Raw genomic sequence first — 25,764 nt, forward strand, 5'->3', positions numbered from 1 at the left:
GCTGCGCTTGACTGCCGCTCTTCGGCCGGGATGCTCCGCCTTTCCGGGGTGCTCAACGTTGCGCCAAGGCATCAGAATGGACTGCGTGGCAGTTTCGCCCGGCACAGCAAGAGCGACCGGCCCCAACGGCAACTCGTCGGCATCGACGGTCCCGGGTAGGTCTAACAGGCCCGGTGGCCTATCTGGCCCTGCCTACGTCAGATATTCCCGCGACACCCTGACCGTGGACGGCGGGCCGGACGGCCGGTGGATCGCCGCAGACGAGTCGGGCTGGGATGGCGAGGCCCTTTTTCAGCCCACCGAGCCGTACATGACCATCGGTTCGGTCGCCATCGACGACGGCGACGCCGGGACGGTGTTGGCCCTGCTGCGTCGCGACGCCGGTATCAAGCAGGCTGGTGAGCTGAAGTTCAGCCACTTTGCCCGGGGCGGTAACCAGCGGCGGCTTGAGGTACTCGCAACGGCGCTGGAGCCCGGCGGCATGCTTGCCGGCAGGGCGAGCATCTTCATGATCGACAAGCGGTTCTTCGTGACAGCCAAGATCATTGACTTGCTGCTTGAGGAGTATGCGCACGAGAACGGCGTGGACCTGCACGCGGACGACCAGGCTCGGCGGTACGCGCAAAAGCTGATCGAAGAGGGCCCGCGGGCGCTTGGGGCCCCCATGTTCAACGAACTGATCAGAGTGTTTGTCCGCTTCGGCGGCATCCGCAACCGAGGACAGGCGTTGGTCGAGGTAGCCGAGTTGTTCCAGGTACTCGATGTTGCCGAACGCCGATCGCATCGCCGAGCGATCACGGACATCCTGGGCATGCTGGTACGGTGCCGCGCGCAGGCTGATGAACTGCAGAAGACGATGCTTGAACCGGACTTCCTTCTGGCGATGGAACCGTTGATCCCGGCGATGCCCGCCGTGCTCAACGAGTGGTCACGGCAAATCGGGCCGGCCAGCCTGCTCATGGACGCCCACAAGGTTCTGACCGACGACCGCATCGACATCTTGTGGAAGGCCATGACGGCGGGTCACCCAGACTTTCGATTCCTCTGGACTGGCGTCAGGCCGCGAGGGCTGGCACGGGGTGACTCATTGGAGCATCCGTCGATCCAACTCGCCGACCTCGTAGCGGGGGCGGGACGCGCAGTGGCGCACTTTCACGAAGGCCTGACCACCCCCACCGCAGAAGTCGGCGCCGCACTCGCAACCAGCGTCGCCCCGCTCATCACACCGCACAGCCTGATCGCGCACGACGAGCCCGCCCGCTTCTCCCGGCCAAAAGAGTCGAGGGGCCACCCGCCTACACGCTCGTAGATCTCAGACAGCCGGATCTTGTTCGGTGTCAACCCGGGTTCAACCTTGACCCCTCTGATCAGGCGGGTTCCAAAACACGGGTCAGTTTCAGGCGGAGCCGACCAGTTCGGTTCGTTCTCGGGCCGGGGCTGCCATATACGACCGTGTTCAGCTCCATCGAGTACGCCGTGCCCCTTACTGTCGGGTGGTGCAGCGATGGGATTCGCTCAATGAGCGGCAGCTCGACCTGCTTCGCCGGATCCACGGCGGTGATGACCTCAGCGGCCCGGACGGCGTCGAGTACCGCCGGTCGGCGCGTGCGCTCCAAGACCGGAACCTGGTGATGGTGACACGCAAGGCAGGGGTGTGGAGGGCGTGCTCGACCGATGCCGGTCGCTTCTACCTTGAGCATGGCCACCATCCCGATCATCCCGACCACCGTGCTTCCCTCCCGCGGTCCGAGACGCCGGCACCCGGCGACAACACCGGCGGCGCTTCGTCGGCGGACCTGCTGCGATCGGCTCGCGAACTGCTCGACCGCCTGCAGCACGAGGGCGGCATGGTCCGTATCGAGAGTCCCGACAGTGGAACGCGGGCCCGGTACCGCCGGATCATTCACGCGTTCAAGCAGCAGGGACTTGTGTCATCGGGTCACCATCTACGCCACACTGGCCGCGACGCCGGCGACATCGTCATCCGCCTGTACACCGATGCCGGTCCGGACGAGACCGACTGGAACCGGATCCGGCTCAACACCCGACGTGTCACCACCGACCCGCATCTGGCCTTCAGCGCCCTCGAAGCCGATCCGACCAACCTCGCCGTCAGCCCGGACTCACTGCCCCGGGCGTTGCTGCTGATCCGGCAGCTCGCCGGCGAGGCGGCCCGGCGTGGGCACCGGCTCGGGGTCAACACCAAGGCGAAACACCCGAGGGTGTTCCTCCAGGCCGGGCAGGTCCGACGCACGGTCACCCTGACCGAGGAACGCGACCAGGTCCCGCACGAACCCACCGCCGAGGAGCTGAAGGTGCTGCGCCTGCGGCCGTGGATGAAACCCGCGGAGTTCGACGTCGTCGACTCCGGCAGGCTCCGCTTGGAGATCGCCCGGGCCGGACACGACAACCGGGACACCTGGACCGACACCCCACGCGTACGTCTGGAACAGCGCGTCGCGCAGATCATCCAAGGGTTCGAGGCTGGCGTCACCGCCGACGAACAGCAAAGGCGGGCAGCCGAGGCCGCGAGGGAGAAGGCCGAGGCCGAACACCGTCGGCGGCAGGAGGAAGCCGCGGCCGAGCGCAGACGGCAGGAGGAGGCCACCCTCGCCCGATGGCACGCCGCGATGGCCGACGCCCGCGTTCAGGCCGCGGACAAGATCCGCGCGGAAACCTTCCGCAACGCCTACCAGGCGTGGACCACCGCAGCCGGCATCCGCGCGTTCTGTACCGCCCTTGAACAAGCGGCCGAGGGGCGGACCGGCGTCGGCGGGTACCTCGCCAGCTGGGTCGCGTGGGGCAGGGCCGCCGCCGACCGGATCGACCCCATTCGCAATCCCCGCGTGCTAGCTGACATCGATTACAACCCCGAACCCGGACCCGACGATCTGCGCCCGTTCCTCGGTGACTGGAGCCCCCATGGGCCGCGCAAGGAGCACCGCCCTGATCACGACCGGCAGGCCCACGCCGGCATCCGCCGACAGGCCGAATCGTGGCACCACGGGCTGCTCGACCGCGGCGCCTGAAGTGCGTCCACCTCAACCTCCACCACCCTCCGGCCGGATGCGCACGAGCCTGCGCCGGGACCTGCCGCCATCGCGGCGCGAACCGCCAGCACGACCCGGTACCACGCAACAAGCGACGCTCACCCGAAGGACGGCTGGATGAGAATCGACCCCTCCTGCTTCACCGTCGGCGACGCATGGGCGTACCGGCAGTCGGACCACGGACCGTCCGAACGCGTCCGCATCCTGGCCGTCGAGCCGAAGAAGACCAGCGCTCGCCTCGAGATCAGATTCCTCGACGACCCCGACGAACGGGTGGAGAAGGTCCCCGGATCGCGGCTGCGGGTGCCGTGGAACGAGGTCGGGACCTTCGACGCGCTGATGGCGAACTGGCAACGCATCGACGACCTGAGCCTCGATCACACAGAGGAAGCCTGCATCGAGGAGATCTTCGGCCTCCTGATCAGCGAAGACGTAGCCGAACTGCTCTGGTCCCCGGTGTCATGCGCCACCGACATCCACGACAGGGCCCGGCTGAGCGAGATCATCGACGGCCCGGTCGACGACATCCTCGCCTCGGCTGAATGGTTCGACCACGACGGCCGGACCATCCTGTCACCGGCCGGCACCCTCCACCTGGTCGAGGCCGCGTGCCATGCCCATCCGACCCAGGTCCTCGACCTCGTCATCGAGCAGGAAGCCCAGTCCCGCCGCAAATGCAAGTTCGGCGATGAGCACCGCGTCGGCCGCGACAGCCGGTCGACGACACCGGAATGGGAGTACGACTGGTACCGCCGCCACGACCGGCCCCGCCACGAACTACTACGCCAGTGGTGCGGCCACCGGGCAGTCACCCACCACGAACGGTTCCTCGCCGCCGAAGCCGAAACCCACCGCCTCGACATCCTGATTACCGACCTCCTCAAGGCCCTTGACACCCTCGGCGAACACGAACAGGCCACCCGGTTCGCCGAGGAACACGAACGCGACCGCATCACACCCCACACGATGCGCCCCGTCGTCGAACGCCCCCTACACCCCTCCGAGATACCCGTACGCGAGATCAAGGTCAGGCGCCGCTGGTGGTGAACTCCCTGCGCGAGTTGAGCTGCGGCTTGTCTCCGCGCTGAGCAGCCAGCGAGCTGGCCGCCGGCCGATCTGGATGCGCGGGCGTTGGCGTGGGCGGCTGTTGGGACGTCGGCGCCGGTTGTCAACGCCGGCTGAATTTTGACCCCTCTGTTCCGGCCGAATTTTGACCCCCTCGTTGGTTGTTGATGTTCAGTCGTTGGTCTTGGTGGCTGCGGGGACGCGGCCGAGGTCGCGGTCTTTGAGTCGGTAGCTGTCGCCCTTCATCGAGATGACTTCGGCGTGGTGGACGAGGCGGTCGATCATGGCTGCGGCGACGACGTCGTCGCCGAACACTTCGCCCCAGCGGCCGAAGGGCTTGTTGCTGGTGACGATCAGGCTGGCTCGTTCGTAGCGGTTGGAGACGAGTTGGAAGAACAGGTTCGCGGCTTCGGCTTCGAAGGGGATGTAGCCGACCTCGTCGACGATCAGCAGCGGGATCCGGCCGAGCTTGACCAACTCGTCTTGCAGGCGGCCGGCGTGGTGGGCGTCGGCGAGGCGGGACACCCATTGGGCGGCGGTGGCGAACGCGACCCGGTGTCCGGCCTGGCAGGCCCGGATCCCGAGGCCGATGGACAGGTGGGTTTTGCCGGTGCCAGGCGGGCCCAGGAAGACGACGTTCTCTCGGCCGGTGATGAAGTCGAGGGTGCCCAGGTGGGCGATCGTTTCCCGCTTCAGAGAGCGTTGGTGGTCGAAGTCGAACTCCTCCAGGCTTTTGCGGGCCGGGAACCTCGCGGCCCGGATGCGTCCCTCACCGCCATGAGCCTCCCGAGCGGCGACTTCCCGTTGCAGGCAGGCGGCGAGGAACTCCTCGTGCGTCCACGACTCCGCCCGGGCCCGCTCCGCCAACCTCTCGACGGAGGCGGCCAGGGACGGCGCCTTCAGGGCTCGGGTGAGGAACGCGATCTCGGATGCGACGTTGCGGCTGGTCTTGGCGGCCATCACGCAGCCACCTCAACGTCGAGGCCGAACAGACGGTCGTAGTCGCTCAACGGCCGACGTTCAACCTGAGCGTCGACGGCGGTCGTCGGGGTGCGTTGGACGGCGACGCGCAGGTCCGCTGCGGCTTGGCGGTGAGCGGGGTCGGTGATGCTCTGATGGTTCGCCCAGCACCGGTCATGCCTGGCCACCACCCGACCGTCGCAGAGCACCGTCACCTGGTCGCCGTCGGCGGTGACGTCAACCCGCCGGCCGACCACGGCTGGGTGCACCGAGTAGTCGTTGCCGTCCAAGCGAACGTAGTGATCGCGGGGCAGCCGGGTGGTCTGCCTCCAGCCGACCACCGGCGCGACCGGTGGCAGCGGCAGCATCACCTGCCGGTCGGCGTCCCACCGCTCAGCCGGCCGGCAGCCCAACACCCGGTGCTGACGGTTGTTCGCCCGCACCAACCACTCGGTGAGCTGGGCGTTGAAGTCGCCGGGTGAGGCGAAGCGGCGTCCGGGCAGGAATGAGGTCTCCAGATAGCCGTTGGCCCGCTCGACCAGGCCCTTCGATTCGGGGTCCGCCGGCCGACACTGGATCACCTTGATACCGAGGGTGCCGCGGAAGGCGTTCATCGCCTCGGTCAGCTGCGGCCTGCCGGCCCGCCACTGCCCGATGGCGGACTCGTTGTCCCACACCAACGCCTTAGGCACCCGCCCCCAGCCGGAGATCAACGTCCAGTGCCCGGCCAGCAGATCCGGCGACTGCCGCGACGGGATCATCACCGCCGACAGCCACCGCGAATAGCCGGACACCATCACCAACACCGGCGGACGGCCGACCTGCCCGAAGCCCAACGGCACGTCCGCCGGCGGGAACCACAGATCACACTGCGCCAGCTCACCCGGCAGATACTCCGTCCGCTGGCTGGGGTCGGGGCGGCGGAACAGCGGCCGCAGCTGCTGCACCCGGTCGGCGAACACCGTCGTGCCGCGAGTCCACCCGACCCGTTCCATGATCACCGTCGTTGGCATGTCCGGGAACTCCGCCAACAGCGCCCGGATCTGCGGCTCGACCGCGTCCACGATCGAGCCCTTCGCCGCCCGCTGATAGCGGGGTGGCTCATGACTGGCCAAGGCCTTGCGCACCGTGTTCCGCGAGACCCCCAGCCGGCGGCAGATGGCCTTGATCGCCATCTGCTCCGCCCGGTGCAACCGACGGATCTCCGCCCAGTCCTCCACGCTCAGCACCTCCCGATGCTTCCGGAAGGGGTCAAAATTCAGCCGGAACCACGGGGTCAGTTTTCAGGCGGAGTCGACACCGGTCGGACTTGGTCGAGTCCACGGCTATTGCCGCCCCTGTTGTGCCGGCTGTAGACCTGGCCACCAGGCTGGAGCTGCTGGTGACATCTGTCAGGCTGGGTGCGCCCCAGCCGTCAAGCGGGTGCCCCAACTACCAGCCAGCCCCACAGTCTTCGGTGGCGAGAGCCTCTGCGAGTTCCACGACGCCCAGACTGGCACAAACACCAACAGGCGCAGGGACCGCTGCCGTGCGCACCTCGCGTCGGGCACGACACGCCATCTGGCGAGCTCGTCGGGTTCCAAATCAACGTGTCGTAGATGCCCAACATCCCCAGCACCGGCACGCCCGGTGAACGAACGTCCGCCGAGGTGCGCACCTCCCCGAGCGCCGGCCGGTCCCGCAATTGCATCGAGTCCATGCTGCACCTGCTCACCCGAATGCTGTGGGCTGACCACCGCTCCACCTCGACCCCATCACCATGCAGGTCACATCAGCTGCCCGCACAGCCAACCTCATCGCCTCCGTCGGCGGGATCAGCGACGATCGCTGTTCACGTTCTAAGATCCCACCGAAGCTCATGCTGAGTCGCCTTCACACGTCACTCCGCTGGGCGCGGCCATCCAAGGTTGATCACCCCGGGTAGGTTCCCATATGCCAAACAACTTCACCGCCGACCCCTCGACGCTTCGTCAGCTGATCCTGCAGCCGGGGCAGGGGTTCTATGTTCCTGCCTATCAGCGCGACTTCACCTGGGGCAAGGACGAGATCAGTCGGCTGTTCGAGGATCTAGAGCAGGGAATCACAAGGGCCACGCAGGGGCAGACGCCCTCAACCTTCCTGGGCTCGGTGATCCTCGTTAGTGACAGAGACAGCGTGATGCCAAAGCATGCAGACGCGCTTCCTACGACGGTACTCCAGGTCGTAGACGGCCAGCAGAGGCTTTCGACACTACTCACCGTGTTCGTGGTCCTGTCGAGGTTCGTCTCTGACGATATGCGATGGCTCCAGCAGCAAATCGACGGCGGGTCTACAGACCCGCTCGATATCTGGTTGCTGAACACCCTGGGTGAACGGCGCGACGAACTCCTCGACGCGATCGCTTTCAAGACATTCTCAGGAACCGGCGAGTTCAAGTGGAAGCCTCGGCTAATTCGTCAGGTGAGTGATGTATGGGGTAATGACCCGACTCATGCTACTTATCAGAGTGACATCGCGTGGCTGCTGATGGAGGTAACTCGCCACCGTAATCAAAACAAGCAACATGTCGCAGTATCCGCACCCTCGATCCGGCCACACCTGGGGCTGGTACTCGCGGTGATCGGCGATCAAATCGATGATCTACGGAGGGGCGAGGGCGAGGTTGATTGTGATGTCCTCACAGAGCTCCAGTTTCTTTCGAACATCGGTATGGCGAACTCCCTCGTCGGGTCCAGCTCGGATCCTGTGGTAGACCCAGACGCGTTGGATGACCGGAGGAAGTCAGCCGCGCGTCTTCTAGTCGTTGCGTCGTTCCTCCTGAACGGCGTGCTGGTAATCGACGTCAAGGCCCCCGACGAGGACTACGCCTTCGCGTTGTTCGAACCCCTCAACACTACCGGACAGCCTCTGACCGCCTTGGAGACGCTAAAGCCGTTGGTCGTTCGTAGCGAAGGCGGAATCTCGAATTACAGTGTGTCGCCTTCGGCGGGGCTGTTCAAGGGCGTTGAGTCTTATTTTCCGGCCAGCATGCGCGCAGAAGACCGCTCGAAATTGGCAGCGGACATGCTGACCGCGTTCGCGCTGGCGGACACCGGGCGAAAGCTGCCGCGGACTCTTCTCGATCAACGGCGGTATCTCCGCCTTCAGTTCCAGTCCGTGGCGCCGCCGGACGGAAGCATCGAAAGGGCTCGGGCGTTCGTGGGGCAGCTTGCCGACGTTTCGGCCTTCCTATTCGAGGTCTGGCGTGCCGGCCAATCCCCGCTTATGGCCTCCGCCACCGACCTGGACCGTTTGTGCTTGGAGGTATTGCGATCGACTAAACACACGGTCGTCCTTGCCTTGCTAGCACGCTATTACTCGCAGTGGGTCGCTAACCCGAGTCCGGCCAATCGAGATGAGTTCATGAGGGTCTTGCGAACCGTGACTGCCTTCTGGGTGCTCTGGCGGACGTCGCGGGCGACGACGAGGGGGATCGACGACGTTCATCGCAAACTGATGGTCACTGGCCACCCCACGACAGGACTGCCGGCGATGGCGAGGCGCGCTGCTGGTGCTTCGGCGACCCTGCCGGCCGCCACGGAGGTCAGCGCGGCCTTGAAGAGCCTCCTGTCGACGCGCGGGAACATAACCGCCGAGGCGGACTGGGTCGCAAAGGTGACAGTGCAGCCGCTGTACCAGACCAGTCAGCAACTCGCGAAGTTTGTCTTGCTGTGCGCCCATGACGATCGAATCGATGATGATGCCGTACCCGGCTTGGTTAGGCGAGGCGTTTCCGGGTGCTTCCGAGCCTTGACCCCCGAGGCCTGGGAATCCCATTACTCGGTCGAGCACATCGCACCCCAGAATCTTGCCCGGGGTGACACCTCATACGAGCAGGCGATCTACGACCAGGGACTCATGGACCGTCTGGGTAACCTCACGCTAATGCCAGTCGACCTCAATGAGCTAATCGGAAACAAGGCATGGCCATACAAGAGGAGCATCTATGCGGTCCTGTCCGAGACTGACCCGGGTGCGCGGGTGGCCCACATGAAGCAGCAACTACCGGGTCTAGCCGACAAAACGAAGAGCGTTCTACAGTCGGCCTCATACCTGCCGTTCTGTGAGTTCCTTGACAAGCAGACAGCGTCAATCCTGCCCCGCACGTATGTGATGCAGCGGGGACAGCGCCTAGCGGAGCTCGCGGTCGAGCGGTTATGGCCAATGCTGGCAGGACCGGCATCAGAATCCGCTAAGAACGAGGACCTCGGCTGACCCTTGTCATTGATCAATGAGACCCTAGCCGCGTTCGTCGAGGCGTGCTTGCCAACCCCAGGGTCTCCAACCGAGGAATCCACCTCCAGTAGCCCAGTACGCCCTTCTTGATCAGTGGCCGGACGGACTTGTGCCGCTGGGGATGGCCGATTGTCTTGAGCTACGTCATTGGATGCCGGTCGGGGAAGTCGTCGTTATGCGAATGATGCGGTGCCCGGCTAGCCGATAGCCTCGGTCCTGTAGCCGTCGCTCCCAACCGGCATAGGTACCAATGGTCGCGGACTCATCCAGTAGGCCGGCACGCTCCTCCTGCTTCGTGAGACGCGCGAACTTGTCGCGGCCTGGGTAGTCAAGGGGTACGAACGTCTCTTTGCGATGTAGTACAGGTGGGTTGGTTGAGTTCCGAAAATCGGTGTATTTGACGTCCAGCGTCCTAAGATTTGCTCGCAAAGATGACGCCAACACGGGGTGCGGGGATTTGTCGAAGTCCGGATATGAGAGGTAGGAAACCTTGGTCGCCATCCGTGAGAACTTGATAAGTGTGCACTCTTGCGCTGACCCGATGAGCGCACGAGCGCATCCTTCGTAGATGCGAAGAAGTGGGTCGAGCGCTTCGATTGCTATGGCGTGGACGTACAGGGCATCTGCCGTTAGCTTCCCGATGCTAGAGGCACTGCATACATTGTTTAACGCTTTCTGATCCGCGATGGCCTGCAACAGTTCATCCGCCTTGGAGCAGGCCATGCGATACGATCCGCATAGCGCTCGCACATCGAGTGCTATGCCTTTGGGTAGATCCGACGCTTTGGGGCGTCCTCTAAAAGCGGCGAGCGCGAGATAGACCAGGAGATCCTGTTCCGCTTGCCGGCGGGCTCGTTCGAGATCCTTGTCCCAATCCTCGCTGCCGACAACATCGCGCAAAGTCGCTGCGGCCTGTTTCAGTGAAGGGAAGACGCGCAGGAGACGGTCCGCTGTTTCAGGGGCTTCCTCTGGGTCAGGAAGTCGGCCGCGGCTGCTGATGAAGGCGGCTAACGCATTCATATCTTCGCGGTGGGCGTCGTAGAGGGTTTGCCGGATACGTGGCTGCCGCGTGGGTTTCGGGCGGTGCCGCATGCGCGACGATAGGAAGTTTTGGGCCTGAATGTCTTGCCGGAAGATATAGAAGATACCGGGAGCAGCGGCGATGCAGTCAGTACGGAGCTGCAGGTTGATCCAGTTGCGCAGTTCCTCCTGAGCATAGAACTTCTGGAAAGTGCCGCGCTTGGTAATGATGCCGTCGCCGTGACGGTGGCCTGTGACGGTTCGCGCTTCCCAGTCGGGTCGGGCCGCAACGATAAGTACCTGCCGAGCGAGTGCCCAGGCCGATGCCAGCGTTTGGGCGCGTTCAATGGGGTCTTCGATGACGTTGATGACGTATCCGAGGTTGACTACGTCCGCTGCGTGCCGGTTGGCCTGGGCGTCGTGCACCGGGTCCCAACCGTGAGCGGTGTAGCCCATGGCCTGCAGACGTGCGACGTCTCCGCCACGTCCGCAGCCATAGTCGAACAGCGTCGAGGCTGCGGTCAGGATGCCGTCCGCCACCGCCAGCGCGACGGGCTTGGACAGGTGCTGGCGGGCGATCGCTGTCTGGTGTCGGGGAATCGCCTGCGCGGTGTCCATAGGTCACGATTCTGCCGGTTCATAGCCGAGACTTGAAGCGTACACGCGGCAGCGGGCCTTCGCTGCCGTTTCACCGACCCGGCCACATTGGGCGGGCGGATCGGTAAGCTTACTTAGCGTCATTCTGCTAGTTCAACAGCGCATAGTCGACTTGACTGGGCCCAATATTCAGCGGTCACTGTCTAGAGAGAGGTCTACCCACTGGAGCTAAGGTGATTCTGAAAGCACGCGCAACTGATGAAGATCACATTTGTTTTTTGCTTACGGACTCAGTTGGCAGACAAACTGAATTCGTTGCAGCCAGGGTGCCGCCTTCAGACGTTCAGCGGTCGACAGGCACCTTCCGCGACCCAGATTTGCTGGTCGACTTGACGCCGGCGCTGGTTTCCGCGCTGCTCGATGCGTCCGAGCCTGAGGTTGGCATGGTGATGACGCTAATTGTTCACACGGTAAGCCGGCGTGCAGCTGCAGTCGGATCATTTACGGACACGGCAGCGGCCAGGGTCTGGTGGCACCAGCCATACAACAGGTTGGCACGTGACCCGGACGTACTGTTCCTGACGGTGCCAGTGGAGGCCGACGCTTAGAGGTGGCAGACAGCGCAGCCCGCCTCGTCATTCTCCTCGTCGAGGGCATCGGTGAGCACCTCGATGAGGGGCAGATTGGGACGGGGTTTAGCTGCCGCGCGAGCAAGAGCGGCGGCATGCCGCTCTTCGATTGCATCGCGCCGTTCGAGAAGGTCGCGCAGCGACTCACCCTGAGACCACGTGTACTGACGGCCGCGCATCGCCGTGGCCTGGTAGTTGACCTTGTCCTCGTATTCCACCGCGCGTTCGAACAGCTCCGGGTGTCGGTCGGCGAGGCCAACCCATTCGTGTTTGCGCTGGAAGAAGCAGAAATAGCAGCCGGAACGGGTGCGCCACTCGTAGTAGGCCGGCAAGCCGATCCCGGACTCCTCCAAGATGCGGTTGACTCCGTCACGGTCGATGCCGTCTTCTCTGAACGGGAATACAGCCTTGATGTTCGGCTTGGTGCTGACGTAGCCGAGACGGTTTTCATCGGCGCGGATGGCGACGTACGAGATGGCGGGGCTGTCGCCCAGCCATTCCTCCAGCGGCTTGATCTTGAGGTTCTTGGTGCACCACCGCATGGACGCGCTCGGCAGCGTGCCCTGGTAGACCTGCAGCCAGTGGTCGAAATCGCGGGTGGCGTTCAGGCGGACGATCTGCTTACCGAGGGCCGCTTCGAGCCGATTGAGGTAGTCGTACGTCTCGGGAAGCTCGGCGCCGGTGTCGCAGAAGAAGTACTCCATCTGCGGCACCTTGGTGCGCATGTAGATCGCGAGGGCGGAGGAGTCTTTACCTCCCGAGATGCCGAGAACGTGGCGGGTCTCACCGGGCGTACGTTGCCGGGGTGCAGTCATCGGGTCGACTTCCTTCGCGTGGATGGTGCGCCGTCGCTGCCAGCGTCCCTCTCGACTATGACACTTTCGGCCAGCAGGGCGAGCAGTGCCCGCTCACCGTTCTCGCTGATCTTCCTACGAGCTAGGGCGATCACCTCCGGCAGCAGGGCCTGCGCGCTGGCACGTTCGTCGTCGGAGAGGTGGACGACGGTGTGGAGCTCGTGTCCGTCGGCCTGGGTGACGGTGATCGCCTGGGAGACGAAAGTGGCGTCGGTCGGTTCGGCCGTCGTGGGCTGGTGCAGGTTAGCCAACCGCTCGATAGCGCGAGCGGCTGCGCGGACCTCGTTGGTGAAGGTACTGATGTCACCGTCACGCCAGTCGGAGAGCCCACGGCCAACGATCCGTACGACGAACGGGTCGAGCCATTCGTCATCGCTGAGCGTGGTCTCCTGAGCGAGAGTAATGACACCGCGGAGTTTCGCCTCGACCAGGTTCACGTCGGCGAGGTGTCGGGTGTAGACCGCAAGGCGCTGACGTAGCTTGCCCAGATTCGTGGGCATGTGGAACGCCTCGGCGATGGCCTTGACAACTTGTGTGCGGAGACGTTCGTCCGCCCGGCCGAGTTCGGTAAGCGCCTTGCTCAGCGACTCGGCGTAGCGGCGCGCGACTTGCTCGTCGATCTCACCGTTCGCTGGGATCGGCTCGAGGTCGAGGGCGGACGGCAGGTCGGTGAACAGGAGCGTGTCGGGTTCGCGAGCGGTCTTGAGCGCTTGGCGTACGGCCCGTGCCTGCTTGGGGAGTTGTTGGGTGTGATCGGCGTACGCGGACAGGCTCCGGGCACGGTCGAGCAACTCACGCGTGAGCGTCAGAGGCGCGACGTTGCGGACGTTGACCGGTGGTGCTGCCGGCATCCGCGCACCGATCACCTGGGCGATCTCGGTTACTGCGGTCTTGCGCGGACCTGCTTGAATGCCCATGGCTTTGACCGCGAACCGTTCCGGGCTCTTGATCATGCGCTCAGCGAGGGCAGCGGTTAGTCGTGTCTGGTAGGTGCCCTCCTCGAAGAGGGCGAGTTCTTGGCTCCCGATGATGAGCGCGGTCAGCACGATGACCGGGATGACGCCTGGCCGTATCCCGAAAGGAGGCGCTTCGAGCAGTTCGTAGACGGCGTCGAGCCTCAGCGGCTGTGCGGTGGCTGCCCGCATCTGCTGCTGCATGGCGGTCCAGGCCGGGTATAGCGAGTTGCCGGGCTCTGGTTCGCAGAAGCCGAATGGAAGCAGCTCGGTGTCGTCGTCGGTGCGCTGATCGGTGGGGCGGTGCAGCTGGAGGTATTCCAGGACTCCGCTGTACATCGCGCGTTCCGGCCCGTAGCCCTCGATGCCGAGGTACTGATGGGAGGGTGCCGTGATCATGGCGATGATCAGCTCACGGCGTGCCTTGGCTGCTTGGCTGGTCAGCTTATGCCGGCCCAGCATTTCGTTACGGATGTGCGGAGCGTGGGGGAACACGCTCTCGCACGCCTTGGAGACGAGCTCTGCGAGGCTTCGGCCCTTGATGGTCTCGGCGTCAGCTGTGAAGACGGCGGCCCCGGCCCTAGCCGGCAGCAGGTACCAGGTGGGGGCTAGCTGGCTTGGCAGGAAGGCTTCTGCGACCCGGGTGGCCAGTTCGGCGCTGGCCTGCGCGATACGTTCGCTGACCTCGGAACTGGCCACGGCGTCGAGTTCGACGTTGGCCGGTAGCTCGTGGAGAGCGTGCAGGTAGCGGGCGGTACTGAGTACTTTCTCCGCGTGAGCGGTCACGCCGGCGATGACAGGGCGGTCGGTTCGAACCGTGGGGATGGTGTATTCGTCCCCGAAGTGGAACAGCAGGAGTCCGTCTTCGGCGTCAGCGGCGGACGGCCCGATGAGCTCGGGCGAGCCTGCGTCGGTGGCCTTGGTGACGAAGTGGCGCAGCATACCGGTGCGTTGGCTGTGCTTGCCCGCCACGACGGCGGTTGGCAGGTAGGTCGAGATGACCTTGACTGCGGCGTGATCGTCGCAGGCGTTGATCAGCTGCTCGATGTGGCTCGTGAGATCGACGTCGCTGCCCCGCCATACCCGGTACTCGTCGCTGAACTGTCGGTACACCAGGAAGCCGCGGTCGACGAGGCTGGTGACTTGGTCGGCCAGCAGTTGTCGGGCCGTGGGGTCGTTGAGCGTGATGGGGTCGCTCAAGGCGAACAAGACGGTGTCCATGCTGGCGCGCAGGGCGCCAGAGGCGTCGACGAGGTTGAGCATGCCAATGGTCTTGAGGATGACCTGGTCTTGCTCAGGGAGCCCGTTGGCCTCGGCGATGCGGTTGTCAATCTCCATCCACCGGCTCGCATTGGCCGAGGCCAGGATGGTGGTGCGGCCAGCGGTGAAGAAGTAGTCAAAGGCGTCTGCGATGCGGACGGTGGACGCTGAGGAGGGGCGATTCGATGCGTAGCTCTGCAGGAAGCGTCGCACTGTGTGAGGTTCGTCGTTCGCGATGAACCCGGTCATGCTGCGATCGTGCTGCCCGATCTGCGCGGCCAGCAGCGGCGCGACCACCGTGGTCAACGGGTGCAGGGGGTACACGTGGGTGAACGTGTCGTGACCTGCGGCGAGGATGCCTTCGAGACCGCGTTCGGTCCAGGCCTGAGCGGACGCGGCGGCATGCTGGGCTATGAGCTTGCTTCCCTTGGGCGACACGCCGTTGTGGTCGAGGGTTCGGCGGATCAGCTCGACGGTGTCGCCGAGGTGGATCGTCATGAGGATGTCCTCGAACCGGCCCTGAACCTTCGCCCACTCCCGGCTTTGCAGCGTGCTCGCGCGGGAGGCGTAGTCGGCGAAAGACAGGTGCTGCAGCGTAAGGAGGTAGAGCGGCACGCCGCGGGAGCCTGCACCGAGCTCAGCGAGTTCCTGCAACAGGAACACGTCGCTACCGGCATCGCTGAACTCACCATGGGAGGCGAGGTGCTCTAGCGACTTGCCGAACTCGTCAATGACCAGCATGACCGGTGCCTGCTCGCAGAGAACCTTTACGGCGGACACGAGCTCCTGATTGCTGAAACCCGGAGCATTGAGGGGCGCGAGCGCTTCCTGCACGGGTGTGGGCATGTGGTTGTCAGGCCAGGCGCGGGCGGCACCATCGAGCAGCGCTCGCATGATGCTGTCGAGCAGAGGCTCTCGTCGTGCCGTGGCGACGCAGGTGATGAATCCGTTGGGCGCGGTGCGGTCACGAGCTGCTGCCAACCGGCGGGCCAGGATCGGACTCGTCTCGGCGAGTACCTCTTCGGCCTCCATCCGGCGGTTCCCCGCACGGCCGAGCAGCGACACGACGACCAGAGCCAGTGTCGACTTGCCTGAGCCGTAGGGCCCCGTCAGGGACCAGGCGCGGGTGTTTGCTTGGTCCTCCAGGGCGGCCGTGACTCGTTCCAGCATGTCCTGTGCCCGGATGCCAATGTGCACCGGGCCGAGATGCTCGTCGCGGACGTCGCGTTCGATGTTCGTCGACCGCAGTCGGCTGCTGACGATGTTGATCCCGGCCGGCGTCTGTGGGCTGATGCCCGACGGTGCACCATTGGCGGTCATACCAGGGCTCCTGCGAGTCGATCGAGAGTCGGCTGGTCGAGCAGGTCGGTGCGGCCACGTCGCCGCATCTCTCGCAGCATCCCGGGTGGTTGCGTGGCGTACCAAGCTTCCCGATCTGGGAGGCTTGCGCGGGTGCGAACGTTGCCGTAGTAGCCGTCCAGCACGTCCCAGGCCAGGTCCTTGGGATTGCCCTCGAACCGGAGGCTGCGTTGTCCGATGCCCTCCACCAGGGCCATCTGCGGGTACTCGCCGGCGACCTCCTCCAGGGCATGCGCGATTTCCGGCTCTCTGAGCCGGAAGGCGCGCCCTGGGCCACCCGGCTCATTGGTGAGACGGGCCAGGGCGATGGAACCACTCTGCAGAGGCTCGCTGCGTGCCGCGTAGTCCAGGCATGCGTAGGCGACCAGGGCCGGCGGCAGTGAGGTGCGGGCGTTGCTGGTGAAGTGCCAGCGGCTCGCTGCGTTGTTGCGGCCGAACCCGGTGGGCTCCAGTAGCCCGAGTTCCCGGAAGGGGGAATCGAGCAGGTCCTCGAAACTTCCGCCCGAACCCGCGGTGGGTTCACGCCGGCGTGCGTACATCTTCGTGAGGCAGTCCGCGTCCTTGGTTACGGATGCCTCTACCGGGGGCTCCCAGCCAGCCAACCGTACGTGTCGCAGCGTGGTCTCGGTGAGCTCGCTTGTGGTGAATCGGGACGTCGACTGGGCGTGGAAGGCCACCCACCAGGTGGGAGTGTGGCAGGGTTTTGCCAGTAGCCACCAGTGCAGCAGCCACAGACTCGCAGTGTCCTCAAGGTAGGGGTCGGCGCCGTTCTCGTCGAGCAGCCATTTCGCCTCCCAGGTCGGTGAGGCGACGTTCGCCCGAGACGTGGGGTCCTTTGGGTACTCGATGGTGAGTTTGAAGGCGTACGACCAAAACCGGATTGCATTGACCATGTTCTTACCCACGCCGAGTTTCACCGTCGCGTTCTCGCGCAGAAACACGTCACTGCCGATGTTGGGGTCAGTCAAGGCGCTGTACGCCTTATGCAACCAGCCGAACCGGGGGTGGAAGGTCTCATGGCGGGAGAACGACGGCTCGGCGACGTCCTTGAGCTTGGTTTCAAGCATCGTGTCTCCGCGGTCCTTCCTGCCCCTGGGCGGTTCCAGAGGCAGACGTGGTGGTGTTTGGGTACAGGGCAGCGTGAACCCGGCGCTCAGCGTCGATCACGTGGCGAATGGCGCTATCAATGTCATCGGCGGTAGTGGCGTAGCCCAGAGAGAAGCGGATAGTACATTCGGCTTCATCCCGGCTCAGGCCCATGGCCAGCAGGACCCGGCTCGGCTCCATAGCGCCGGCCGCGCAGGCGCTGCCCTCGGACGCGGCTATGGCGGGCATGGCGGCGAGCATCGCGTCGGCCGGCAGGCCGTCGAAGGTCAGACTCGATACGCCGGGTAGCCGCCGGTCGGGATGACCGTTGCGGCGGGTGCCGGGTAGGGCGGTCATGACAGCGGTCTCGAAGCGGTCCCGCAGCAACCGGATACGCGAGGCCTCTTGATCGAGGCAACGGGCGGCAGCTTCAGCAGCGGCACCCAGGCCGACGATGCCGGGCACATTCAGGGTTCCCGGCCTCCGTCCGCGCTCATGACCGCCGCCGTACGCCAGCGGCCGGATCGCCATCGGTGTGCCCCGCCGCACGAACAGCGCTCCGACGCCCTGAGGAGCCCCGAACTTGTGGCCTGACAGCGACAGAGAGTCAAGGTCCAATCTGCGAAGATCGATGGGCAGTCGACCCACTAGCTGTGTCGCGTCGGAGTGCACCAACGCGCCGGCTTCGTGTGACAGCTTCACGACGAGTTCCAGGTCGTTCAGGACTCCGGTCTCATTGTTAGCGGCCATGATCGATACCAGCGCGGGTTTCGCCGCCAGTGCTTCTTCTAGTTCATCGAGACACAGCGTGCCGTCGGGGTAGACACCGATCGTGTGAACCGTGCCGTCGAGAGTCGCTGCGGCCTCACTCACCGCCGGGTGTTCTACGGCGCTAATCACTAGACTGCGGCCAGGTGCCGCGGCGGACCGGATGGCTAGATTGTTGGCCTCTGTCGCACCGGATGTGAAGATCAACTCGTTTGCGGCGCAGCCCAACAGTGCCGCTACCCGGGCGCGCGCCTGTTCAACAGCGGCGGCAGCTTCCCTGCCGGGGGCATGAGCGCTCGATGCGTTGCCCACCGATCTGAGGGCCTCCGCCGTCGCGTGTAGCGCTTCGGGGCGGATTGGGGCGGTGGCGTTGTAGTCAAGGTAAACGATGGGACCAGTGCCTGTGCGGCCCATCCTCCTCCCTTCGTTTTGCACCCACCCTATGGGCTGGTGGCAGTCGGCAGAACCTCGACACGCCCCACCAGCCGTGATCATGGATGGCAAGGCTACCGCATGAGGGTTCCCGTCCGCTCTACGCCGGCCACGTCGTTACGCCGTCGACTAGAGAATGCCAACCATCGCGTTGGCGCAGTCGGGCGCCCGCTCATGTCGATGTCGTAGGCGTCCGTCTCATGATCCACGCGGCTAGGGACTTCGAGGCGGAGCGCGCGGCGGATGTCGTTCAGGCAACCGCACTGCTGCACTGCTGCGGGCAACGTGACGCTGCGTACCCTCTTCGCCGTTGTCCCCTCGCCCACCACACTCGTATGCCGACTCAACGCCCTAGCCGGTCGACCGGACATCTCCGGCGCGACGAGCAGGCCGATGGCTCGCAATCACTGCCCTGCTCGCAAGGCGCTCGGTAGCACCGGACTCCGGCGGGCGACGCGAGGCTAGGTTGAGCTCGACCCTCGCCATGCCGGCACCCGGAAGGGCCATGGTGGGGTCGAGTGACGTAGCGGCTCCCTGATGGCTGCGGTCCACGTAACTAGAGCGTCGCGGGGTCCAAGTAGTTCATGAGGGTCAGCGTAGGCTCGTTCTGCCCAGTCAACGTATCGACGAGAAGCTCGAGTCCATAGTTCGCGTGCTCGGTGGCCAGTTGTATGACATCGCGCGGTCGAGTCAAGATGTCCTCACCGCGGAGGCCGAGCGCAATCAATTCCAGATGGACAATCCGCCAGGGGTCGCTGCTGAGGATCGTTCCGTCCATGAACTTGGTGCGCCTGTCAGGCAGGGGCCGCGTCTGATTGTGCCGGACGCCTAGGCAGAACGCGATCCACCATGCGTCGACTTGCCGTTGGAATGGCTGTCCTGTCCCAACATACTCACGGATGACCCGGTGCTCGTCCTCCGGCATGAATAGGTCGATGGCTGCGTACCGATTGTTGATCTCTACCATCAGACAGTGACCTCAATATCCTGAAAAGCCAGTCCGTGTGCGTTGTCGATGTGACGGGCGCAGATGCGGCATGACTGCTCGTGGGTGCAGGCGCACGCACGCACCTCGGCCTGTTCGCTGTCCTCGCCTAGCCAGTCGTACACGAGGTCCGTAGGGTAGTCCTTGCTGCATGAGATCGTGGTGAAAGCCCCGGCGTGCTGTTGCAACAGGTCGCCAACCTCCATGATTTCGGAACGGGTCAGCAGGAGGATGACCTGGTATGGCGGTTCGTCGCCGGTCGGTGGGTGGGTGATGGTGTTCACCATCCGCTGCTTCACTCCTCCGGACACCATGCCCAAGGGCGTATCGATCAGACGTGGCGCCGTGATGGCTGCCACCTCCATGAGCGACCAGATGAACGCTAACGTGAGAGCACGTTGCGAAGCGCCGTTGAGTTCATAGTCGGTGTCAAGATTCGTGCCGTTCTGGCTCTCGACCACGATGTCGAACTTGTCGGTGATGGATACACCCTTGAAAACCCCGAGATGGGCGTCCGGCTCTGCTCCGACAATTGACAGGAAGATCTCCTGAAGGCGCGTCGAGACCTTTTTTACGTACTCGTCCTCCAGGCGTCGTTGCACCCGTTCGGCAAGTTCGCGTAGTTCCTCGGCTACGTCACGCTTGATAATGAGGTCTTGGTTCGCCCGGTTTTTCTGCGTGACTTTAGACAGCTCCTGTTCGCGCTCCTCGAGCTGCCGCTCGTACTGGGCGATGCGCTCGGCGATGCGGCCTAGTTCGAGGACACCGGCGGCGATCTTCTTACCGACAGCGGCGAGCTCATCGGTCAGTGTTCGCACCCGCGCGTCATCGATGCGGCTGCGCTTCGATTCTGCCTGCTTCAGCTCGACATCAGCTCGGTTAAGGTCATCGCGGGCTGCGGTGTAGTCGGCCAACGTTGCTTGACGCTTGGCCGCGAAGGCGTCGACGTCAGCGGCAGCGAGATCGAAGGCGGCCGCACTGTACCTCAGCTCAGTCAACCGTTGGGCCATGTCTGAGTGCTCGCGTTGCTCTTCAAGCAGTTGGACAACGTGGTCCCGCAACGCGGTACCCGGATGCAGGTCAGACCCGCAGATGCACTCCTCTTCTTCGAGCCGATCTTGAAGCACCTTCAGGGACGTGTTCGGGATGACGCGCCGGTCGGCGAGCTCCTCGAGCTTCGCTTGCCCGTTTGCCAGGCCAGCTGCGGTGAACGCTCGCGACAAGGGTTGCCCCTTGAACGCGGATTTCATGTCGGCCAAGGCTGCGTCCTCCCGGGCACGACAAGCCTGTATGCGGCCCTTAAGCGTACTGATCTGAGCGTTCAACTCGTCGAGGTCGCCTATACCGCGCAGCTGTGCGAGTTCCCGTTCCCACTCGTGCTGCTGGGTCTCCATTGACTTCTTGCGGCCTTCGGTCGCGGTACGAAGCTGCTCTTGCTCGGTTATCTGCTGCCGGAGCGCCTCGCACTGCTCCTCGAGTTCCTCGGCGTCCTTGCCGCTCTCCGCCGACACTCGCCGCTTCAGCCCGCCATGGACATTTTTGAGGTCGCCTACGGCGGTCGTCAGTTGATCGATACCGAGAAGTTCCCGGATTGCCTGATGTACCTTTGCCTGCCGCTCGTGGGAGTACACCCGCCCCGAGATGAACTTCTGGATGTCGTCACCATTGGTAAAAAACAGCTCCGACAATCGCAGTGGGACGAGTCGTTCGACCCACGCTTCCGCCGCCGGCACCAACTTGTCGCCCTCTGGGGTGAGCCTGGCGAGCGTGAGCGAATCTTGGCTGCGCCGCGGGGGACCCTCTACCTGAGGCGTCTCCAGCACCATGCGGCGCAACCGAAATTCACTGTTCGTGCCCATGTCGTCGGTGTGGCTAAAGACGATCTCAACCTCCACCGCCACAGGCGAGCCTGCACGACAAAAGGTTGAGGTGAGCCGAGGGGCCTCGATGTTGGCGACCTTCGTCAGCCCTGCCATGCCGTAGAGGCCCCACAGCATCGCGTATAGCAAGCTGGTCTTACCGGATCCGTTCTCACCGCGGATGACCGTCAGCGGCCGCTCTGGATCCACCGAGAAGTGGATCGTCACATCACGCAGCAGCTTGAAGCGAGAGATGTGCACCGACTTGATCATCATGAGCTTGCTCCCCCACGCGAGGTGACGGCGGATCGACCGAGAGCGTGGACAATCTTGGCGACTTCGTCACGACGCTGGTTCGTATGTGCTATCGACTGCTTAACAACAACCTCGTCGAGAGCCTTGACCAGTGCTGCCCGGAATCCGGGATACCTTTCGGGGATTGCAAGTACTTCCTGCTCGGCGACATCGTGAATCCGGGGGGTGACTGCCATTCTGACCTCTGCTCTAGACGCTGCGTTCGAGCCTGCTGATGATTGTTCGGGGGCCGTCGGGGTCGTACTCGTTCTCCGCTGCGCCGGCGAACTCTCGAGCCCGGGCAAGCTCGCCCGCAAGAATGGCGCGGCCTTCGTTGGTGTCGTCGCTGGGCGGCAGGACGATGAAGTCGTGCAATATGGCATGGGATTTACCGACCGCCCGTCGTAGGATCCTGCCTCGACGCTGGACCCATTCCCGGCGTACTGTGCTCGATGCCAACAGGTACGCGGTGTCGGTCTCCGGCAGGTCGATTCCCTCGTCGAGAACCTTCATGGCGGTCAGTGCCTGGTACTCGCCGCGGCCGAATGCCTCCAGATACTGCTCAGATCCGCGCCGGCCGGTCTCCGCACTGGTGAATTCGTGGAACCGGATCCCGAGCCGCCGAAGCAGGGCGTTGGCCTCGTCGAGCTGCTTGGTGCCGCCTAGCACCTGTTGCTTGGCGGAGGCGTAGATCAGGGTGCGAGCTACCTCACGGACGCCGGTCTCCACGAGGAGCGCTTCTAGCGCAACGATCTTGGCGGAGGCTTGCTCCAAAACGGCGCGGCGCTTACGCAGCAGGTGTTCGATCTGATCCTCCAGACCGTCGACCGAGCCGTCGTCCTGTCTGTTGAATCCTTTACGCCGCAACTGTCGGCTCAAGTCGACATAGACGGCGAACTCGTCGGCGGTGAGTCTGACCTCGTGCAAATAGTACCGGTACGGCGTTAGACATCCGACCTCAATCGCATCAGCAAGCGTGAACTCGTATATCGGCGGCCCGAAGTAGTTGAACAGCTCGGCGCTCCCGGCTTCGTCGTACTGCCGCGATGGCGTCGCGGATAGGCCGAGCCGGACGTCGAAGCGGTGTGGCGCCACCCGCAGAAACGTTGGGGCACCTAGATTGTGCACTTCGTCGCCGATTAGCATTGTCAAGACCCGTTGCGGCAGTGCTTCGATGCTCTCGCGGAGGCCTTCATCACGAACAAACAGCTGCTGGGTGCACAGCACCACTGTCGTATAGGTGGCTTCCGTGGTCAGACTGGCTTTCAGCTCTTCAAGCCAGACGCGTCGCTTCGGTATGGTCAGCGCGCTCGGTACGGCAGGTTCGATACCGAAGCGCCGCACTACCTCGATCCATTGACGCATCAGCGGCGCGGTCGGCACGATGATGACTATCAGCATCGGCCCGGTATGACGGTCCTGTTCGTTCGCCGCGGCGATCAACGACGTTTGGGTCTTGCCTCCCCCTGTAGCAATGGCCAGGATCCCCCGTGAGCCTGCGCCGATGAAGGTCCGCACGGCGACACCTTGATGCCGGTACAGCCCTGTCTCCCATTCGACGTCGTCGGGTACGACCAGTACGCGAGGAGGGTGTGTCACCACGCCCGGCGGTAGGGCGGGCTCGAGCCCGCGCATGTGGTCGGCCTGCCAGGCTCGCCAGAAGTCGTCGATAGTGGGTACGGAACGCTTGGCGCCACGTCGGTCAAGCATTCGCAGGCCGTCGGTGACGTCGATGGACAGCACGTGCGGATTCTCGTTGTTCCAGTCCCGCTCCCAGCCGCGGAGCAGCTTTGTCACCCTGGTCTCGGCCGCCGGACCGTCCGCCCATGGCCGGTCGACTGTCATTTGCTCACCGTTGACCAGCAAGCCGCGAGCGGTTGCGTTGCCCGAACCATGCACGGCAAGCCAGTCGGTCCCGCCGCGTAGCAGCCACTTCTTCTTGTGGTACTGGCCCCGAGCCATCAGCGCGAAACGTACCGTGAGCCGGCCGGTGGCGATCAGATAGGCGAGGCAGTCGAGCGTGTGCTGCACGAGGGCCGACGCCGACACGACCGCGTCGGCGAGCAGCCGCTGCTCGATATCGTGTATCACCTGCTCAGGCTGCTTGGTACCTCGCTCAAGAGCCTCACGGTCCGCATCGTCGATTTCGGGACTGATGAGAAGGCTGAGATGACGGCCAGAGTGAGCCAGGAAGTCGGCGAGCCCGGGCGCGATCTGAGCGAAGCAGCGCGAGCTGAAGAACCCTGCCCCGATGCGAGCCTCATCGGCTGCGGCCATCGCCGGAATCAGGACCTCTCCGACAAGGTCATCGTCGGGAATCTGGTAAAGAGGGTCGACCTTGATCATCGCCGCGACAAGAGGCGAGTTCAACCGGCGCCTCCATCCTGTCCTCGCTGACCGTCCCGGGCCTTCCTTCGACCACCAAGCCGGGCCCTCTCGACCACTGATCTCGGCGTTCCTAAGTCTACGGACAAACCTCGTCGAAGTCTCGATGGTGCAGCGGTCGCCTGGCGACGACCACGAACGGGCAGTCTTTGACTGTCGACTCCGGCCGACAGCAGGGCAGGTTAACCCTGCCTCCGTGCCGGCAGTAGGTTGTAACCGGGGGAGGGTAACGACCCATTGCCTGAGCAGAAGGTGCACCAGACCGCCTCTCGGCCTGCTCATGACGGGGCGAGCAGAAGCACAGCGAGGGCACCGGCCACGAGGTACGGCCCGAAGGCCATGCTGCCCTCAACCCGGCCGACCAGGCGGATGAGCGCGGCAGGCGCGGCAAGCAGGTACGGCAGGACCGCGCCGAGGAGCACTGCGTCCCAGCCGAGCGTGCCGAGGGCGGCGCCGAGTAGGGCGGCGAGCCGAAGGTCGCCGAGTCCCATGCCGCTGCCGGCGATGAGGGCGAGCAGCAGGTATCCGCCGCCGAGCACCGCACCGGCCGCCGCAGCGCTGGCTAGCCGCCGCCCGTCAGCGGTGATGGCCGCCTCTGTGGCGAGGATGGCGAAGACCGCTGCTGCCGCGGCGGCGATGACAGGAGTGGGCAGGCGGCGCGCGGCGATGTCGACGGCCGCGAGCAGTGCCCCGCTGTAGAGAACGACCAGCCATATCGCCAAGGTCGCGAGGCGGGGTGGCTCTGCAGACCGTAGGCGCAATTCGATGCCGACCGAGGCGACCGCGAGGCTGGCGCTACCGACCAGCCACCCAGGCACGCGCATCCACCGCCAGCTTGCAAGCCGTTCCCGGCTTCCCCGGAACGTGCCCTCTGTCGATCCCGTGGTGATGCTGCCACACGGGCTGGCTGGCACCGCTAGCAGCCGCGCGGCCCGTGGTAGAGCTGCGCCCGCCAGCGCACCGGTGAGCCCGACACTGGCGAGCACGACGGCCACGTCAATGTGACTCACCACGACTGAGCCCGTGCCTCCTCGGCGCCACTCAGGCGCGGTCGCGGTTGTGGACCGAGGACTGGTTGGTCTCGTCGCCGTAGGTGTCGAGCCACTGCCCCAGGTCGGCCATGAATGACATGAGCACAGGCAGTAGTTCCTCGCCGGCTTCGGTCAGGGCGTAGCGGCTGCCCTCGGGGCCCTCGACGTGGCCGACGAGGCCGTGCTCCTGCAGCCGCCGCAGAGCCTCGTTCAGCGATTTCGAGCTGGGCGCAGGGCTGATGGTGTGCAGCAGATCGGTGAAGCGCATGGGCTGCCCCTGCTGCAGCGCGGTCAGGATCTCCAGGGACCACCGGTGTCCGCACAGCCGGACAGCGTCGTAGACGCGTTGAAAGGAATGCACCGCCTTCCCTCCCCGTCAAGGTCGGCTACCCCGAAGAGTGTAAGGGCAGCACTGCGCAGCGTGAATAGTAAAATTCACGACCTCCGAAGGATGAGGTGCTGGCTAATCGACAGGTGTGCGTCCTGGAGAGTGGCGTTCGCCCAGCTTGTCGCACGCCTGCGCCAACGCCGCGAGGGAATCGGCAAGGGCCCGACCGGGCCGTGAGAGCAGGTAGACCGACGCGGTATCTGTTACGTCCCAGCTTCCGGCTCCCGAGGCGCGTCGCACCAGTCCGGCAGCCGCCAACCAGCGCAGGTCGCACGCGAGTCCAACACCGTCTCGGCAATTACCAAGCCGCGCGAGCTCGTCCAGGTTGGAGTCACCGTGGTTGCGAAGAGTGACAAGAGCGGCGACCGCGTTCGCTCGCCGGCTCAGTTCGCGGGCTAGGTCGCGGGGGCAGCGAGCCTCGGCACTGCGACTCATATCGGGACTCCCTCGAACTGTTCAGAGGGATTCTAGAGGCATCGATGCCTGCGGGCATAGTGTCGCTAACCCGACACCCGGCCGCCGGTTTGCTCTGCTT

Annotated in this window: 17 protein-coding genes; 5 read left to right on the top strand and 12 right to left on the bottom strand. The window is 64.5% G+C overall.

Going from position 1 to position 25,764, the window contains the following annotated elements; genetic code table 11:
- Positions 1 to 223: 223 nt before the first annotated feature.
- The 3 genes from MRQ36_RS15940 (at position 224) to MRQ36_RS15950 (ending at position 4,097) form a co-directional block, all read left to right on the top strand.
- Positions 224 to 1,309: a hypothetical protein gene (locus MRQ36_RS15940; RefSeq protein ID WP_242796380.1), complete on the top strand. Its 1,086-nt coding sequence runs from the start codon at positions 224 to 226 to the stop codon at positions 1,307 to 1,309.
- Positions 1,310 to 1,496: 187 nt separating this feature from the next.
- Complete coding sequence (locus MRQ36_RS15945) at positions 1,497 to 3,029, top strand: hypothetical protein (protein ID WP_242796381.1); 1,533 nt, start codon at positions 1,497 to 1,499, stop codon at positions 3,027 to 3,029.
- Positions 3,030 to 3,167: 138 nt separating this feature from the next.
- Complete coding sequence (locus MRQ36_RS15950) at positions 3,168 to 4,097, top strand: hypothetical protein (RefSeq protein ID WP_242796382.1); 930 nt, start codon at positions 3,168 to 3,170, stop codon at positions 4,095 to 4,097.
- A 189-nt stretch (positions 4,098 to 4,286) separates the two neighbouring features.
- On the opposite strand, the gene istB is transcribed toward MRQ36_RS15950, so the two are convergent.
- Both istB and istA read right to left on the bottom strand, forming a co-directional pair.
- Entirely contained in the window at positions 4,287 to 5,075 is a 789-nt protein-coding gene (istB, locus tag MRQ36_RS15955; protein WP_242796383.1) for an IS21-like element helper ATPase IstB, read from the bottom strand.
- On the bottom strand, positions 5,075 to 6,304 hold the full coding sequence (gene istA, locus MRQ36_RS15960; RefSeq protein WP_242796385.1) for an IS21 family transposase: 1,230 nt from the start codon (positions 6,302 to 6,304) through the stop codon (positions 5,075 to 5,077). The genes istB and istA overlap by 1 nt, the downstream gene beginning before the upstream one ends.
- Before the next feature lie 703 nt (positions 6,305 to 7,007).
- Between istA and MRQ36_RS15965 the strand changes: the two genes are divergently transcribed.
- Positions 7,008 to 9,308, top strand: a complete 2,301-nt coding sequence (locus MRQ36_RS15965; RefSeq protein WP_242796387.1) for a DUF262 domain-containing HNH endonuclease family protein — start codon at positions 7,008 to 7,010, stop codon at positions 9,306 to 9,308.
- Between the two features lie 165 nt (positions 9,309 to 9,473).
- On the opposite strand, the gene MRQ36_RS15970 is transcribed toward MRQ36_RS15965, so the two are convergent.
- A complete protein-coding gene (locus tag MRQ36_RS15970) occupies positions 9,474 to 10,967 on the bottom strand; it encodes a DNA phosphorothioation-associated putative methyltransferase (protein ID WP_242796389.1) in 1,494 nt (497 codons plus the stop codon).
- Positions 10,968 to 11,179: 212 nt separating this feature from the next.
- Between MRQ36_RS15970 and MRQ36_RS15975 the strand changes: the two genes are divergently transcribed.
- Positions 11,180 to 11,554, top strand: a complete 375-nt coding sequence (locus tag MRQ36_RS15975; protein ID WP_242796390.1) for a hypothetical protein — start codon at positions 11,180 to 11,182, stop codon at positions 11,552 to 11,554.
- Here MRQ36_RS15975 and MRQ36_RS15980 read toward each other — a convergent pair.
- The 9 genes from MRQ36_RS15980 to MRQ36_RS16020 form a co-directional block, all read right to left on the bottom strand.
- A complete protein-coding gene (locus MRQ36_RS15980; protein ID WP_018584450.1) occupies positions 11,551 to 12,390 on the bottom strand; it encodes a phosphoadenosine phosphosulfate reductase family protein in 840 nt (279 codons plus the stop codon). The two genes, MRQ36_RS15975 and MRQ36_RS15980, sit on opposite strands and share 4 nt — an antisense overlap.
- Positions 12,387 to 15,962: a hypothetical protein gene (locus MRQ36_RS15985; protein ID WP_242796391.1), complete on the bottom strand. Its 3,576-nt coding sequence runs from the start codon at positions 15,960 to 15,962 to the stop codon at positions 12,387 to 12,389. Before MRQ36_RS15985 ends, MRQ36_RS15980 begins: the two co-directional genes overlap by 4 nt.
- Positions 15,959 to 17,068 (bottom strand): DUF4007 family protein, encoded by a 1,110-nt coding sequence (locus MRQ36_RS15990; protein ID WP_242796392.1) that lies wholly within the window; start codon positions 17,066 to 17,068, stop codon positions 15,959 to 15,961. The genes MRQ36_RS15985 and MRQ36_RS15990 overlap by 4 nt, the downstream gene beginning before the upstream one ends.
- Positions 17,061 to 18,350, bottom strand: coding sequence for a cysteine desulfurase family protein (locus tag MRQ36_RS15995; protein WP_308194872.1), 1,290 nt, complete (start codon positions 18,348 to 18,350; stop codon positions 17,061 to 17,063). The genes MRQ36_RS15990 and MRQ36_RS15995 overlap by 8 nt, the downstream gene beginning before the upstream one ends.
- Before the next feature lie 493 nt (positions 18,351 to 18,843).
- On the bottom strand, positions 18,844 to 19,254 hold the full coding sequence (locus MRQ36_RS16000) for a hypothetical protein (protein ID WP_018584454.1): 411 nt from the start codon (positions 19,252 to 19,254) through the stop codon (positions 18,844 to 18,846).
- Entirely contained in the window at positions 19,254 to 21,407 is a 2,154-nt protein-coding gene (locus MRQ36_RS16005; protein WP_242796394.1) for an AAA family ATPase, read from the bottom strand. Before MRQ36_RS16005 ends, MRQ36_RS16000 begins: the two co-directional genes overlap by 1 nt.
- A gap of 228 nt (positions 21,408 to 21,635) precedes the next feature.
- Complete coding sequence (locus tag MRQ36_RS16010; RefSeq protein WP_242796395.1) at positions 21,636 to 23,771, bottom strand: DEAD/DEAH box helicase family protein; 2,136 nt, start codon at positions 23,769 to 23,771, stop codon at positions 21,636 to 21,638.
- A 317-nt stretch (positions 23,772 to 24,088) separates the two neighbouring features.
- Positions 24,089 to 24,634: a prepilin peptidase gene (locus MRQ36_RS16015; RefSeq protein ID WP_242796397.1), complete on the bottom strand. Its 546-nt coding sequence runs from the start codon at positions 24,632 to 24,634 to the stop codon at positions 24,089 to 24,091.
- A 217-nt stretch (positions 24,635 to 24,851) separates the two neighbouring features.
- Positions 24,852 to 25,202: a helix-turn-helix domain-containing protein gene (locus MRQ36_RS16020; protein ID WP_242796399.1), complete on the bottom strand. Its 351-nt coding sequence runs from the start codon at positions 25,200 to 25,202 to the stop codon at positions 24,852 to 24,854.
- Positions 25,203 to 25,764 lie beyond the last annotated feature (562 nt).

Origin of the sequence: Micromonospora sp. R77 (genome assembly GCF_022747945.1) — a bacterium.
Taxonomy (GTDB): Bacteria; Actinomycetota; Actinomycetes; order Mycobacteriales; family Micromonosporaceae; genus Micromonospora.